Below are 14015 nucleotides of genomic sequence, written 5' to 3' on the forward strand. Positions count from 1 at the left end.
GCCGTTACCCCACCAACTAGCTAATGCACCGCAGGCCCATCTGTAAGTGACAGCTTGCACCGTCTTTCCCAATTCAGCCATGCAGCTAAATTGCATATCCGGTATTAGCATTCGTTTCCGAATGTTATCCCGGTCTTACAGGCAGGTTGCCTACGTGTTACTCACCCGTCCGCCGCTAACCTTACCCGAAGGCAAGATCCGCTCGACTTGCATGTATTAGGCACGCCGCCAGCGTTCGTCCTGAGCCAGGATCAAACTCTCCATAAAAGTGGTAAGCCCGAAGGCTTGGCCATTTTTAAGAATTCGCTTGTTAGCTCATTCAAAAAACTAGCTTTGCGAAACGTTCATTTCGCGATTTATGACCATTTGACTGGTCGCTCATTGTTCAGTTTTCAAAGAACAAATACTTCGTGTTTTGCTCGCCCATGTCTCAGCGGCGACTTGATTAATATATCACATCCGGCATTTCAAATGCAAGCTTTTTTTTATTTCTTTTTTCTTACTCGCTTGCCAGCATTACGCTGTTTCATGTTTGCCTCGGAGGCGGTAATAAAGAATTTATCACATGCCTGCATGCTACGTCAAGCATTAATTCACAAAAAAAATCGCGGGCAAGCTGCCCGCGATGAATCCTTCTACGAAACACTATGATATCGCAGCTCAAGCGCTTCTGTATCCCCAAGAAGCGGCATATAAGCGACCTCTCGGATATAGCCGCGCATGACAAGCTTCTGAAGAAGCAGCGACAAGTCCATATGCAAGTCCATGAGGTGTGGATGAGTTTGAAGCTCCATCACGCTCCACGGCTCTTCACGGCTGCTGAGAATAGAAAAGAGCAGCCCGCAGGACGATTTCATTTTGCTCATAACCGAGAACTCGCAAGCCAGCAAAACAAGCTGCACTCTCTTCTCAAGTGACTCCGGCGAAATGGTCAGCTCTTCATATAGTTTATAGATGCCTGGGTTGAACCGTCTCATCTGGCGCCAAACCGTGAGCTCCGGATGCACACCTTCTTCAATAAACGCAATATGCGCCCAATGATGAAGAGCGGTTAATACATTCGAGTAAGCATCGAGCAAATTGTTGTCCTGCAAATCCTGTTTAGCCTGCAGATAAGAGCGAATGAAATGTGAGAACTCCACAAGTTCCTTCTGTCCGCGCAAGGATGCCGGGAAAGAAAGCAAGCTTTCCCTGAGGTTGAACAAATAATTGTCTCGATCCACCAGGATCTCCCCCCGAACAAGCCATTGTATGATACTGCGGTTCTCGCCGCCCGCTGTCCATTGCTCCAGCATCGTAGGTGTTACGGTTCTGATCTGCACCCGATCTTCGCCGATGCGTACATGCTCGATTCCCCGGTTTGGGTCGTTCTGCGTAGAAACAACCAGTATTAATAGATCCAATCCGTCGATCATTGGATTGTACGGAACCGGGTTCTCGATGGCTGCCAGACTGATTAGCGCCTCATTATGTTCAAAGAATGTTTTAAAATGTGCCTTTATATGTTCCACGGTCTATCCCCCATATAGCTTCATGCTGTTGTTTAAGCTATAATGATTTCGCAGTTGTTTATACTCTTGTTCGACAATGTACGCACGTTTTCCTGCCTAAGGTCTTAGAAAACCGTACGCAAATGTCAGAAAGGATTTGTGATATGTTCGGAAAATCAAGTAAAATCAATGAATTTCGGCTCTGGGGCCTTATGTTCACGCTGTTTGGAATGGGACTAATGATACTGGGTACAGCCGGGGTTGTTTTCTGGGGACAAGCCGGTAAAGTATTCGCGGGAATATTTATGGTTATTGGTATGATTGCCATGTTGGCAAGCGTAGGTATTTACTTCTGGGCAGGCATGCTGTCGACCAGCGCAGTTATCCTGAATTGCCCGGAATGCGGCAGACATACGAAGATGCTAGGCAAAACAGACCGTTGTATGTATTGCAAAACGAAGCTGACACTTGATCCTACCCAGGCAACCGATCTAGATGATGCGGAAGAAGCAGAAGAAGTTTCCCAACCCCAAGCCTAGCATACACAATAATAAAAACGCCCTTCGACCGGCTTCCAGCCGGAGAAGGGCGTTTTTGCAATATATGATTACGGAAGTTTATTTAAAGATTGATGAATGATTGCCCAAATATCATCGGACTGGAACTGGCGCTGCCATGACGCAACACCGGCTATCCCGTACTTCTTGGCTAATGCGGTTCTTGCCTTCAATGAGACGCCATCTTCAATCCAAATGCGCTGCAACGCGCCGTCAGCCTCGTATTCCACGTAATTCTGTCCGGAATCGGCGTCAAATGTCGGCTTAAGCTGATGTTCTTTAATAATCGACTTCACGGCTTCCATCCCCAGCGCCTTCGAGCTTACTTTGACATTGTCGGAATCGTCTTTCTTCTCCGTCCACAACCGGGCATACAGCGGCATGCCTAACACCACTTTATTAGCCGGGACCCCGTCTTCTTCAATAATCCGCGAAAGCGACTGCTCTGTCCACGGCAATGAAGCAACCGAACCCGCCGTAGGGCTGGATGCCCAGTGCTCGTCATAGGCCATGATCATCATATAATCAACCACTTTGCCCAGAGCTGCACGATCAAGAAATAAGGACCACATTTCACTGTTCGATTTAGGCGTTACATCTATGGAGACAACGACATTCTGCTCATGCATGAGAGGTGTCAGCTCACGCACAAATTGAACCAGGTTCGCCTTGTCCGACGTGTTCACATTTTCAAAATCCAGGTTGATTCCTTTCAGCTTGTACATCTGCGCATAAGCAGCAAGCTGATGGATCATCTGCAAGCGGGTATCGGCCTTCGCTAATGCGGCCGTCGTCCGATCCGGATCGAAACCGTTGCTGAACACCGCCCACACTTGCATGCCTCTGTTCTGGGCCCATTTTACATAATGCATATCCGCTTTGCTTCTAATATTACCTTCACCGTCAAGAAGCTCGAACCAAGTCGGCGAAACAACGTTCACACCCGGCATATCACTGATTTGATCGGTGTCAGGCGCTTTCTCGTAGATTGCTTCCCACGTTAGATTGATTTTGCTGCCGACCGCTTTCCACGCTGTGAAGGGGGCCGGTTCGATCTGCTGCTTAATTTGCTCCGCTTCCGTCAGTTCAATATCTCGTTTCTGAGCATAGCCCAAAATCCCTTCTGTACTCTGAACCGTGTACCAGCCATCCTTCTCTCCCCATATGCGCACAGCATCGGAGTTCGCAAGGCGATCTACAATCGGCTCTTTAATGGTTGGCCCGCGTCTGATGACCACATCGTCTTTCACGACTCCGCGCTGAACCGCGTCTCCTGCCCGCATAATCGTGATAATATCGTCTTGCGCATTATATTCAGCATGAAGTCCATAAAGCTCTTCAAGCGGTGTAATCGGCAGATAGACGGCATCATCTTTCACCTGTGCCGCAATGCGAAGCGGATAAGGCTTCTTATTGATTGTCGCGGTTAATGCATTTGTTTTCATCCGCAGCACTTTATTCGCATTTGTTAGCACAATTGAACCGGTCTTGGCTTCATAATACACTTCTTCCTTAAGTCCCAGCTGATCATGAATGAAGCTTAAGGGAAGACTAATGATATCTTGATTGACCTCTGCATGACCTTCGGCCACTTGGCCAAGAAACAGAATCGGATGCGCTGCACCGTATTCCGGTTTAACTTCTGTATTATTAGGGGCAAGACGCTGCCAGCCTACCCAAATAACTGCTGCTGCAGCTACTATTCCGCTAGTTAGTACCACCCATTTCAACCAACCGCCGCCACTTTGTCGTCTAGGGCGCATTCGTACGGTTTCCACTTGTAAAGCGCTCCTCTCCAAGTTAAGCTAGTCCACCGATGTGGGAACGATCCAAATAAAAAACGCGCATGATGGTGAGCTGCCTCTACCCCTGCGCGTTTATTAGTCTTTCAATCATCGCATGTTAATTAGTGTGCCGCGCGGAGCAATCTGCGCAATACCCATAAATCTCCATTCGATGCCCCTCTACTTTAAAGCCCGTTTCTCTGGAAGCCGCTGCTTCTACATCCGTTAGAGGCGGATAATCAAAATCAACGATGGTGCCGCATGAACGGCAAATCGCGTGATAATGATCGGTTAAGTCGGCATCAAATCTGCTTGAATCATCGCCGTAAGTCAATTCGCGAAGCAAGCCCGCATCGACAAACAGCCGGAGATTATTATAAATGGTCGCCACGCTCATACTAGGAAACGATGGCGAAAGTGATTTATAAATTTCGTCTGCAGTGGGGTGAGTCATGGAGTGCATGAGAAAGCTTAAGATTGCATGACGCTGCGGGGTCATTCGTACGCCGGTACTTTTCAATTGTTCAAGCGCCTGCTCAACGGTCGCACCCATGCCCAACACGTCCTTTCTGCTTTTGTTAGAACCATTGTACGTGGATACTTTTCATTTTGTCAATGAAAGCGGGAATCATTTTATCATTTGTAACGATTTACCTGAATGCTGCTGTTCGCGTCGATATTGATCCTGAAGTTCGCTGTTCCGATGCTGCCACGTATCGTTTTCTTGCTGATTGTCAGTGGTAAATCGCTTGTCACTTCGCCAAAAGTAGCCGAGCCGTTGACGGAATAATTCCCATATAGAGGAATTGATAAGGCGATCTCGCCAATGGAGCTGTCGATATCCCAGTCGCCGCCGACTTGGGAGCTCGCAATCCGAATATCACCATTGAGGGTATCTGCTTTAATTGCACCCGTACCTTCTTTAATGACGATCTCACCGTTCTTGGTGTCCGTATCGATGTCGCCGGTCACTTGCTGCAAGTTGATACTGCCGCTAAGCGTGGAAGCTTCAATGGCACCAGTTACATATCCTGCTTTCACATCGCCATTATAGGTACTCAGCTCCGCGTCGCCAGTCAGCGTCGATGCATCGATGCTGCCATTCTTCGTCTCAGCCTTCACTGAACCCGTCAGGCCATGCATCGCGATCGAACCGGTTGTCGCTTTGATGCTTAGTCCTCCCGGCAATGACAACCCTGTTACATCTACAGAACCGTTCACAATTTGGATGGCGAGTTCGGATTGGACGTAAGCGATCTGAGGGCTAGCCGTATCCGTATCCGCTTGACCTGCACCCGTTGTTTCATCAGCTGTTGAGGTTTGATCCGGTAATTCGGCTGGGTTCGTTTGCGAAGCATCTGTCGATTCATCGGTATTAGTCGATTCCGTATCGTTAGTCGTGGTCTCGACTGGTACAAGCTTCCCAAACGCAGACTCAGCGGGTACGGTCACTACTATATTCATACGCGGCACACGATCTCCATTAGCACCATACGGATGACCTTTTGCCTCGATTTTCAACTCGTCCTCGCCGCTGACCGTTATTTCCGACTTGCTGGCTGTATCGTCTGCTTCCGTCTGCTCGGGTGCATCCACCCACATAACCGTTTCGACCGTCAGCTCGCTTACATTCCCCTTCTTGACTGTAACTTTGCCATTCGGGTTCACGATCTCGATACCTGTAGTTTCATACGTAACCGGGGCATGAATGGTTTCCTTCGCATAACGGAATCCTTTCTCTTCTCCGTAAGCACTCGTTCCGGTCAAATTAACCTTAAATTCATCCAGCCAACGAAAAGGCATGGAAGCGAACTGTGTCACACTAAAAGCCGTAACCGCTATAAGTGCAGCAAGGAAAGTCCCTCCGATATCGAAGGACGGCCGTTTGGAAGCGGTCCGATACGCAAGACTCATGATGACAACTTCAATGCCGAGCAAGACAAAAGCTGCCGGCCACCATTGTCCAATCAGCTCCATATCATTGCGATCGCGAATTTGGTCCCAGAGCAATAATGCCCCTACCGTGATCATCACCGCCGCCGCAGTGAATCTCCCCAACTTAAACATGAATCCACTCCTCCTTGAAGCAAATCCGATCGCCAGTACGATAAAACCAATGCCCGGTGCATAGGTGCCTATTGTATCCACAATTGTTTGAAAGACAACAGGTGCTTGAACAAACACGAGCAAAAGGAAGGCAAGTCCAATGACTGCAAGCCCTTGCACAATCGTACCTATTCCTAAACGCGGCGATTCTTCCACCGATGGATTTATTGCTGCTTCCCGCTGTTTAGCCGCCTGCTGGAGCGTATCGAATACGCTGTAAAACCAAAAGAACGGCAGCGCTAATCCTAAAAAGAGGATAAGTAGTGCGTATTTCCCTCCGCCTTCATCGGCGTAACGAATCATTGCAGCGATATCGGTCAGCGTGCCAAGCAGCAGCAGCATGCCGGTTAAATGCCGTCCCAGCGCAAGATGGCCGCCGCCCGGTATAAGAAAAGCGAGCAGCGACGCGAGCAGTGTACTTCGAGATGATTCACGCATGAGATGGTTGGCACCTCCTGGCTGTTGTTGATTACAAATATTGTATCATAATTTCCTGCAGCAAAAGAGGCATGTCCGCATTACGCCGGACATGCCTCTTCTTGTAGTTATTGATTCAAGCGTGCAAGCAGCAGCTTGTTCACGAGCGCCGGGTTCGCTTTCCCCTTCGTCTCTTTCATAACCTGACCAACCAGGAAGCCGATGGCTTTCTCTTTGCCGGCTTTGAAGTCTTCGACGGATTGCGGATTGCCGCTCACGATGCGGTCAACCACTTCTGCGATCGCACCTTCATCGCTAATTTGAACAAGGCCTTGCTCTTCAACGATTTGCTGAGGACGTTTGCCTGTTTCGAGCATTTCCTTAAAGACCGTCTTCGCGATCTTGCTGCTAATCGTGCCTTTCTCCATCAGACCGATCATCTCGCCGAGTCCTTGACCTGTCAGCTTGATATCTTCCAGCTCAAGGCCGCCCGCATTCAAATATCCGAGCAGATCGCCCATGATCCAGTTGGATACCGCTTTCGCATCCTTCGTAAATTGCAGGCTCTCCTCGAAGAAATCAGCCAGCTTCTTGGACGCCGTTATAACACCCGCATCGTAGGAAGGGAGACCGAATTCAGCGGTGTAACGAGCTTGACGCGCATCCGGCAGCTCCGGTATGGATGCCAGGACACGTGCCTTCCACTCTTCGTCGATGTGGATCTGCACAAGGTCAGGATCCGGGAAGTAGCGATAATCATGCGCTTCTTCCTTGCTACGCATGGTGAATGTTTTGCCTTGCGCTTCATCCCAGCGGCGTGTTTCCTGAACGACCTTGCCGCCGCTGTCGAGAATATCCGCTTGGCGCATTTGCTCATACTCGAGACCGCGCTGAACGCCGCGGAAGGAGTTCATGTTCTTCAGCTCGGCGCGTGTGCCGAACTGCTCTTGATCGTAAGGACGCAGACTGACATTGGCATCGCAGCGAAGCGAGCCTTCCTCCATCTTCACGTCGGACACTTCGCAGTAGAGCATGATGGCTTTCAGCTTCTCCAGGTAAGCCTTCGCTTCTTCCGGCGTACGAATGTCCGGCTCGGAAACGATCTCGACAAGCGGTGTGCCGACACGGTTAAAGTCGACCAATGATGCAAAGCCGCCTTCAACATGCGTCAGCTTGCCCGCGTCTTCCTCCAAGTGGAGGCGCGTAATGCCGATGCGTTTCGTTTGTCCGTTTACTTCGATATCGATCCAGCCATGCTCGCCGATCGGCTTATCAAATTGCGAGATTTGGTAGGCTTTGGGAGAGTCCGGGTAGAAATAGTTTTTGCGGTCGAATTTGCTGATGTCGGCAATTTGGCAGTTGAGCGCCATGGCTGCTTTCATTGCGAATTCCAGCGCCTGACGGTTCAATACCGGCAGCACGCCTGGGTGTCCGAGACAGATCGGACATGTATGGGTATTCGGCGGGGCGCCGAAGGAGGTGGAGCAGCCGCAGAAGATTTTACTCTTCGTGTGGAGCTCGACATGCACTTCCAGCCCGACAACCGTTTCGTAAGTGTTCGGTTCAAACATCGTTTAGCCCTCCTGCTTTATTGGCATCCGAGAATTATAGCTGCGGACGCTGTTTATGATGCTCAGTATGCTGTTCGAAAGCATGCGCGGCGCGAAGCACCGTGCGCTCATCGAACGCTTTGCCGATAATTTGCAAACCAACAGGCAGACCGTCTGCGAAGCCGCAAGGTACGCTGATTGCCGGAATACCGGCAAGGCTGACCGGAATGGTGCAAATATCGTTCAAGTACATGGTGAGCGGGTCGCCCACTTGCTCGCCGATACGGAAAGCAGGAGTAGGCGCAGTCGGCCCGATGATCAGGTCAAAGTTCTGGAACACGTTGTCAAAATCTTGCTTGATCAGCGTGCGCACTTTCTGTGCCTTCAAATAATACGCATCATAATAGCCGGAGCTGAGCGCATAAGTCCCGAGCATAATACGGCGTTTCACTTCCGGCCCGAAGCCTTGGCTGCGGGATTTGCGGTAAAGCTCAAGCAAATTATCCGGATTCTCGGCGCGAACGCCATAACGAACGCCGTCAAAACGAGCGAGGTTGGACGAAGCTTCAGAGGAAGCGAGCAGATAGTAAGTCGCTACCGCGTATTCCGTATGCGGCAGGGATACTTCTTCCCAAGTTGCGCCGAGGCTTTCGAATTGTTTCAGCGCAGCAAGTACCGCTTCTTTGACCTTCGGATCGATACCCTGTCCGAGGTACTCCTTCGGCACGCCGATGCGAAGTCCTTTGACATCGCCGCTTAACGCGCCGACATAGTCCGGAATTTCCACGTTAGCCGAAGTTGAATCGCCTGCATCGTAGCCTGCAATTGCTTGCAGTACATAAGCGGAATCTTCAACGTTCTTCGTAAGCGGACCGATCTGATCAAGTGAAGAAGCGAACGCCACGAGGCCGAAACGCGAAACCAAGCCGTACGTCGGCTTCAAACCAACGATACCGCAATAAGCCGCCGGTTGACGGATCGAACCGCCAGTGTCGGAACCAAGCGCGAAATAAACTTGTCCTGCCGCAACGGATGCCGCAGATCCGCCGCTTGAGCCGCCCGGTACATAATCCGTATTCCACGGGTTGCGTGTCGGGTGGAAGCTCGAATTCTCGTTGGAGCCGCCCATTGCGAACTCGTCCATATTCAGCTTACCGATCGTTACCGATTGGGCTGCGTTCAGTTTCTTCATTACTGTTGCGTTATAGATCGGATCGTAGTTGCGCAGAAATTGGCTCGCACAAGTCGTAAGCAAGCCTTCCGTCACGATGTTATCCTTAATGCCAGCCGGCAAACCGAACAGCAAACCTTGCTCTCCGCCAGCTGCCAAAGCGCCGTCCAGCTCAGCTGCCGCAGCGCGTGCGCCTTCTTCATTCAGCGTCAAGAACGCTTGTATGGAAGCATCGGTAGCGGCAATGCGTGAATACGAAGCATCCACCAAATCGCCTACCGACAGCTCTTTCTTCTTTAATTGGTTATGTACTTCCTGTAGGCGTAAGTCAAAGAGTGCCAACAGCCGTTCCTCCCTTCGGTATAAACCCTCACACTATTATTCAAGAACAGCCGGCACTTTGAACTGGCCGTCTTCATCATCCGGCGCATTTCGCAGTGCAGTCTCGTTCGTAACCGACTCGCGAATGACGTCGTCACGCATGACATTGTGAACCGGCAGCACATGGCTGGTTGGTTCCACGCCGTCTGTTTGCAGCTCGTCCAGCTTCTCGGCATATTTAAGAATCGCGTTCAACTGCCCCGTAAACTGCTCCTTCTCTTGCTCAGAAAGCTCCAGTCGGGCCAAATTGGCCACATGCTCGACATCTTTGATGGTTATGCTCATTGTCTATGGTCCCGTCCTTTCCATCCATTTTGCACACATTCTACCTATTATAACGTAAGCCTGCATTTAAACTCAATGAGAATGCTGAATGCAAGTGCGCTTAAGCGGGTGAGGAGCTGCGGTACATTTCCCGAATCATATCCTCGATGTCAGGCTCCTTCACGCTGAGATCGACAACCGAAAGCTTGGCCGATAAACCGCTGATCAGCTCGGATGCGGAAATATCGCTTTTGTGGAATCGATAGGTCAGCTTGAGTCCCTCTTGTTTGATCAACTCTGCACCAGGATGCTGCAGGGCTGACGGCTCCGGAAGCTGGCTCAGATCGAGAACGAGCAACCGGTAAGGCGCCATACGAAGGATCAACTCTGACAACGGACCGTCTTCGACCACCTTACCGTGATTAATGACAATCAGACGCCTGCACAGCTGCTCCACATCGTCCAAATCATGGGTCGTCAAAATAATCGTCGTGCCGCGTTTCATATTCATCTCTTTGATAAAAGTCCTGATGTTCTGCTTGGCTTCCACATCGAGGCCGATGGTCGGCTCGTCGAGAAACAGAACGGATGGCGAGTGCAGCATCGCTGCCGCCAAGTCGCCTTTCATACGCTGTCCGAGAGACAGCTGCCTCACAGGCGTATTGATCAGTTGGTCGATGCCAAGCACATCATGCATCATCGCCAAATTTGTCTTATACGTATCCTCATCAATGCGGTAAATGCGTTTCAACAGCTCGAATGTTTCACCCAGTCGCAAATCCCAGTAAAGCTGCGTGCGCTGTCCGAAAACGACGCCAAGCTGTTTGACGACGGACTTCCGACTTTCCTGCGGCGAAATGCCGCCAATTCTCACCGAGCCTGAAGTTGGGTGAAGGATGCCTGTCAGCATCTTAATAGTCGTCGACTTGCCCGCTCCGTTCGGGCCCAAATAGCCAACCATCTCACCCGGCTCGATACGGAAGCTGATCCCATCTACGCCGCGCACGATCGTTTTCTCCGGCCGGAACAAGCTCTGGATGGAGCCGCTCAGTCCGCTTTTCTTCTTAATGACGGTGTATTCTTTGACGACATTCGTCAGTTCAATCATATGCACGCATCCTCTCTCTGCCGCGGCCGCTACGAGCCGGCGCTTTCATATCTCTTCAGTCCGCTTTGGAAAATAAAATGGCATAGCGCAAAAATAATAAGTCCGACAACCGGCGTCCAAATCGCCAGTCCGACAGGGAATGTGAACCCGTCCTCTTGCCCAATGAAATCCGATGCGGGATAAAAGCTGATAAACCCGATCGGCAGCACGAAGGTCAATGCCAGCTGAATGAGTCTTGGATATAAGGAGAGCGGGTACATCGTCGTCCGTTCCATCGTCGCCAAAGTTAATGAAACGAGCGAGCCGCTGCGCTTGGTCCAGAACGCTGCTGAACCCATTATTGTGCAGATCGAAGCCCGGATGAACATCCCGCCGATGACGACCCCAAGCAGCTTCAATACATTGACGACATTCCAATCAAAGCCAATCTGAGCGCAGCCGTAGAAGAAGATAAGGAAGCCGGGAATGAGATCGATAAAGCCGATAAAGTTGACGTAGTTGATGACAAATTGAAAAAAGACGTTCATAGGGCGAAGCAGCATGCGATCGAAATCACCGCGGATCACCATGTTATCGATATGCCAGGTTTGAATGAAGAATATAACGGACAGGCCGTGGCTCAGCAGTCCTAGTCCATACAGAAATGCCAGCTGCGGGAAGGTCCAACCTGCCAGCGCCTGAAATTGCTCCACCATCAGCTTCAGCACCCATACCCCGCTGATGTACTGTAAAGGGATCATAAGAAACCAGCTGACCAAGAACAGCGGATATTCCAATTGACGCTGAACGGCCAGTTTGGCAAAGAAATAAGCAACGGATGCATGATAGCGAATCGCGTTAACCATGACGGATTAACCTCCTTGAATGAGCGTGACACGCTGGGCACGCTGCCACACGACGTAGGCGATAATAGCAAGCGCCGCAATCCAAACCGCTTGAATAACAAGCGCTGTTCCTGCCTGTGCGTATGAGGTTTTGCCAATATAAATGGAAAGCGGGGTTTGGTACATGTACTGGAAAGGAAGATAGCTCGACACGGTCGCCATCCAGCCGGGGAAGAACCAAATCGGAATCAGGCTGCCGGACAGCACGCGTACGATCGCATCCTTCACGATGCCGAGGTTCCCAAGCTCCATGACCCAGAATGAGATCATGCCGACGATCGCACCCATGAGCCAGAGTAGTAGAAAGCTCAGCATCAGGCTTGGTATAAAGAGGAGAAAGGCAATTAAGCTGACAGGCAGCGGCGGGGTAAATAGAATCGAAGCCAGCAAAATAAGCGGAATGGCTTGATTCACGAGCGCGCTTACCGTGGTGCCGAGATCCTCGGCCAGGAACATGCCCAGCAGATGGATAGGCTTAATGAAATCGGTCGCGATATGTCCCTCCCGGACCCGATAGTACATATCATTTTGAACATTGACCGATAGGATCGCCCCCATCACAACGGCTAAGATGGCGTAGACGATCATTTGATGCTGGCTCACCTCTTGCACGGAACCCATGCCCCGGTAAGCTGCCTTCCAGAGGAATACAGACGCAAGCAGCATAACCGCGTTAGAGGCCATGCCGGTGAACACTTCGAACCGATAGGCAATCGTCGTTAAAATTCTCATTTTGAAAAAATAGTAATAGGCAGACATACGAGGCCTCCTTCCAAACCTGTCCAATAATTGGATGTTTTTGTTATAGGATAACGTTGCCATCGCGGTTTGGGCAATACCTTTATGTGAAGTGAATCTTCATACAGGGCTAAGGGAGCTTTTACGTTACCTTCAGCTTTCTTTAAGGTTAACTGCCCATACTGGAGAATGTAACCAAGCACACCTAAACTCAAGGAGGAAGAAATAATGAACAAAACCATGAAAGCCCTCGGTTTAACGGCCGCAATCGCGGTGATGATTCCACTAAGCGCCTATGCCGCAACAAGCACATCGACTACGGACAGCACGAAGGCTACTACTTCGGCTACATCTACGGCGGCAATCGAACAAGGGCCGTTCGGTCATGATGGAATAGGCGGCGGCTTCAAACAACGTGCAGGCGGCTTCGTCAGTCAAGAGGTTCTGGATTTGCTGAAGCTGGATATGAAGGCGTTTAAAGAGAAAATCGAAGCTGGCAAAACGCTGGCTCAAATTGCGGAGGAACAAGGCGTCACGCGGGATCAGTTGAAGGCAACCATGACAACGGCATTCGAAAAGCAGCAGGCTGATCAGAAGAAGGCATTTACCGACAATCTCGATAAATCGCTTGATTCCACGCTCAAAGATGGTATCGGGTTCGGAAGAGGCAGCGGTGGCGAACGAGGCGGTAACTTCAAGATGGAGTTCAGATCTCATGCCGGCGCAGCCGACCTTAGTGCATCCGCAAAGGTTCTTGGGCTTAGCGATGAGGAATTGAAAACGGCGCTGAGCGGCGGTAAGACACTTGCTGACTTGGCAAAAGATAAAGGCATCGACGTCCAAAAGCTGATTGATGCGCAGAAGCAGGTTATCGTGGACAATTTAAATGCCGCCGTAAAAGCAGGCAAAATTACGCAAGCCGAAGCCGATAAGGAGATCGCCAAAGCGGCTGATATCGCAACACGGATCGTGAACGGGAAAATGGACAAAAAACCACATACGATTAAAATCGACCGTAATGGCGTAAAGCAAGATGCCGGCACCAAAGCAGATACGGGTACATCGGCGGCTGTGTCGCCGGGTACTGACGCTTAACAAGAAAAGCCTCCTTCCGATGAATCGGACGGAGGCTTTCTCTGTTTGAGCAGCTTGGTTACCCAGCGCGTTCGCGCTAGATCCAAGCTTTCAGATGGACTTGACGAATAAACTCTTCGCGAGTCTGCGGTTCGCCTTCGTTGTCCTCTTCTTGCATCGGCTCTTCCCCGCCATTCATGATGCGATGGAACAGCTCCGCATTGTGAGTTGCCAGCGCAAAGTCGATCAGCGCTTCGCGCTCCAAGCGGTCCACCTCTTGCTTCATCAACACTTCCTCCAGCTCGATATCAGCTGCAGGCACGTAGAAATTACGGTTTGCCTTCGGAACCCGAATGACATAATCGAATGCGTTATCGGCATTGCGATCATATGCAATTATATAACCATACTCCCCTACCGGGAGGGTCTGTTCAAATAAGTCCGATATGATAATGATACGTTGGCCAAGCTTATACATTAGCGTCTCACTC

The 14015-nt window shown here is 50.5% G+C and carries 13 protein-coding genes and 1 rRNA gene; 2 read left to right on the forward strand and 12 right to left on the reverse strand.

Annotated elements, in window-relative coordinates; genetic code table 11:
* Nucleotides 1-267: ribosomal RNA gene (locus AC50Y3_RS21170) — 16S ribosomal RNA — on the reverse strand; the annotation flags it as partial.
* Nucleotides 268-635: 368 nt separating this feature from the next.
* A complete protein-coding gene (locus AC50Y3_RS21175; protein ID WP_494820715.1) occupies nucleotides 636-1511 on the reverse strand; it encodes a nucleotidyltransferase-like protein in 876 nt (291 codons plus the stop codon).
* A 143-nt stretch (nucleotides 1512-1654) separates the two neighbouring features.
* On the opposite strand from AC50Y3_RS21175, the gene AC50Y3_RS21180 reads away from it, so the two are divergent.
* Nucleotides 1655-2029 (forward strand): YgzB family protein, encoded by a 375-nt coding sequence (locus AC50Y3_RS21180; protein WP_494820716.1) that lies wholly within the window; start codon nucleotides 1655-1657, stop codon nucleotides 2027-2029.
* A gap of 68 nt (nucleotides 2030-2097) precedes the next feature.
* On the opposite strand, the gene AC50Y3_RS21185 is transcribed toward AC50Y3_RS21180, so the two are convergent.
* From AC50Y3_RS21185 to AC50Y3_RS21225, 9 genes are all read right to left on the reverse strand, one after another.
* A complete protein-coding gene (locus tag AC50Y3_RS21185; RefSeq protein WP_494820717.1) occupies nucleotides 2098-3825 on the reverse strand; it encodes a glycosyl hydrolase family 18 protein in 1728 nt (575 codons plus the stop codon).
* Nucleotides 3826-3949: 124 nt separating this feature from the next.
* A complete protein-coding gene (locus AC50Y3_RS21190; RefSeq protein ID WP_494820718.1) occupies nucleotides 3950-4384 on the reverse strand; it encodes a Fur family transcriptional regulator in 435 nt (144 codons plus the stop codon).
* A gap of 83 nt (nucleotides 4385-4467) precedes the next feature.
* The gene (locus AC50Y3_RS21195) at nucleotides 4468-6375 is read right to left on the reverse strand and encodes a DUF4097 family beta strand repeat-containing protein (protein ID WP_494820719.1); all 1908 of its coding nucleotides are present in this window, start codon (nucleotides 6373-6375) and stop codon (nucleotides 4468-4470) included.
* Between the two features lie 107 nt (nucleotides 6376-6482).
* Entirely contained in the window at nucleotides 6483-7925 is a 1443-nt protein-coding gene (gatB, locus tag AC50Y3_RS21200) for an Asp-tRNA(Asn)/Glu-tRNA(Gln) amidotransferase subunit GatB (RefSeq protein WP_494820720.1), read from the reverse strand.
* Between the two features lie 34 nt (nucleotides 7926-7959).
* A complete protein-coding gene (gatA, locus tag AC50Y3_RS21205) occupies nucleotides 7960-9417 on the reverse strand; it encodes an Asp-tRNA(Asn)/Glu-tRNA(Gln) amidotransferase subunit GatA (protein ID WP_494820721.1) in 1458 nt (485 codons plus the stop codon).
* A 36-nt stretch (nucleotides 9418-9453) separates the two neighbouring features.
* Nucleotides 9454-9741, reverse strand: a complete 288-nt coding sequence (gene gatC / locus AC50Y3_RS21210) for an Asp-tRNA(Asn)/Glu-tRNA(Gln) amidotransferase subunit GatC (protein ID WP_091223885.1) — start codon at nucleotides 9739-9741, stop codon at nucleotides 9454-9456.
* 100 nt (nucleotides 9742-9841) lie between these two features.
* On the reverse strand, nucleotides 9842-10828 hold the full coding sequence (locus AC50Y3_RS21215; RefSeq protein ID WP_494820722.1) for an ABC transporter ATP-binding protein: 987 nt from the start codon (nucleotides 10826-10828) through the stop codon (nucleotides 9842-9844).
* A 29-nt stretch (nucleotides 10829-10857) separates the two neighbouring features.
* Nucleotides 10858-11673, reverse strand: a complete 816-nt coding sequence (locus AC50Y3_RS21220; protein WP_494820723.1) for an ABC transporter permease — start codon at nucleotides 11671-11673, stop codon at nucleotides 10858-10860.
* Nucleotides 11674-11679: 6 nt separating this feature from the next.
* The gene (locus AC50Y3_RS21225; RefSeq protein ID WP_494820724.1) at nucleotides 11680-12471 is read right to left on the reverse strand and encodes an ABC transporter permease; all 792 of its coding nucleotides are present in this window, start codon (nucleotides 12469-12471) and stop codon (nucleotides 11680-11682) included.
* Nucleotides 12472-12678: 207 nt separating this feature from the next.
* Between AC50Y3_RS21225 and AC50Y3_RS21230 the strand changes: the two genes are divergently transcribed.
* Entirely contained in the window at nucleotides 12679-13545 is an 867-nt protein-coding gene (locus tag AC50Y3_RS21230) for a hypothetical protein (RefSeq protein WP_494820725.1), read from the forward strand.
* A 76-nt stretch (nucleotides 13546-13621) separates the two neighbouring features.
* Here AC50Y3_RS21230 and AC50Y3_RS21235 read toward each other — a convergent pair whose 3' ends face one another.
* Complete coding sequence (locus AC50Y3_RS21235) at nucleotides 13622-14002, reverse strand: ATPase (protein ID WP_494820726.1); 381 nt, start codon at nucleotides 14000-14002, stop codon at nucleotides 13622-13624.
* Nucleotides 14003-14015 lie beyond the last annotated feature (13 nt).

Source organism: Paenibacillus sp. J22R98 (assembly GCF_059383835.1).

Excerpts from the sequence above, each read along its gene's own strand:
- AC50Y3_RS21180 (WP_494820716.1), top strand. The coding sequence starts at position 1,655 with ATGTTCGGAAAATCAAGTAAAATCAATGAATTTCGGCTCTGGGGCCTT.
- AC50Y3_RS21190 (WP_494820718.1), bottom strand. The coding sequence starts at position 4,384 with ATGGGTGCGACCGTTGAGCAGGCGCTTGAACAATTGAAAAGTACCGGC.
- AC50Y3_RS21195 (WP_494820719.1), bottom strand. The coding sequence starts at position 6,375 with ATGCGTGAATCATCTCGAAGTACACTGCTCGCGTCGCTGCTCGCTTTT.
- gatB (WP_494820720.1), bottom strand. The coding sequence starts at position 7,925 with ATGTTTGAACCGAACACTTACGAAACGGTTGTCGGGCTGGAAGTGCAT.
- gatC (WP_091223885.1), bottom strand. The coding sequence starts at position 9,741 with ATGAGCATAACCATCAAAGATGTCGAGCATGTGGCCAATTTGGCCCGA.
- AC50Y3_RS21215 (WP_494820722.1), bottom strand. The coding sequence starts at position 10,828 with ATGATTGAACTGACGAATGTCGTCAAAGAATACACCGTCATTAAGAAG.
- AC50Y3_RS21220 (WP_494820723.1), bottom strand. The coding sequence starts at position 11,673 with ATGGTTAACGCGATTCGCTATCATGCATCCGTTGCTTATTTCTTTGCC.
- AC50Y3_RS21225 (WP_494820724.1), bottom strand. The coding sequence starts at position 12,471 with ATGTCTGCCTATTACTATTTTTTCAAAATGAGAATTTTAACGACGATT.
- AC50Y3_RS21230 (WP_494820725.1), top strand. The coding sequence starts at position 12,679 with ATGAACAAAACCATGAAAGCCCTCGGTTTAACGGCCGCAATCGCGGTG.
- AC50Y3_RS21235 (WP_494820726.1), bottom strand. The coding sequence starts at position 14,002 with ATGTATAAGCTTGGCCAACGTATCATTATCATATCGGACTTATTTGAA.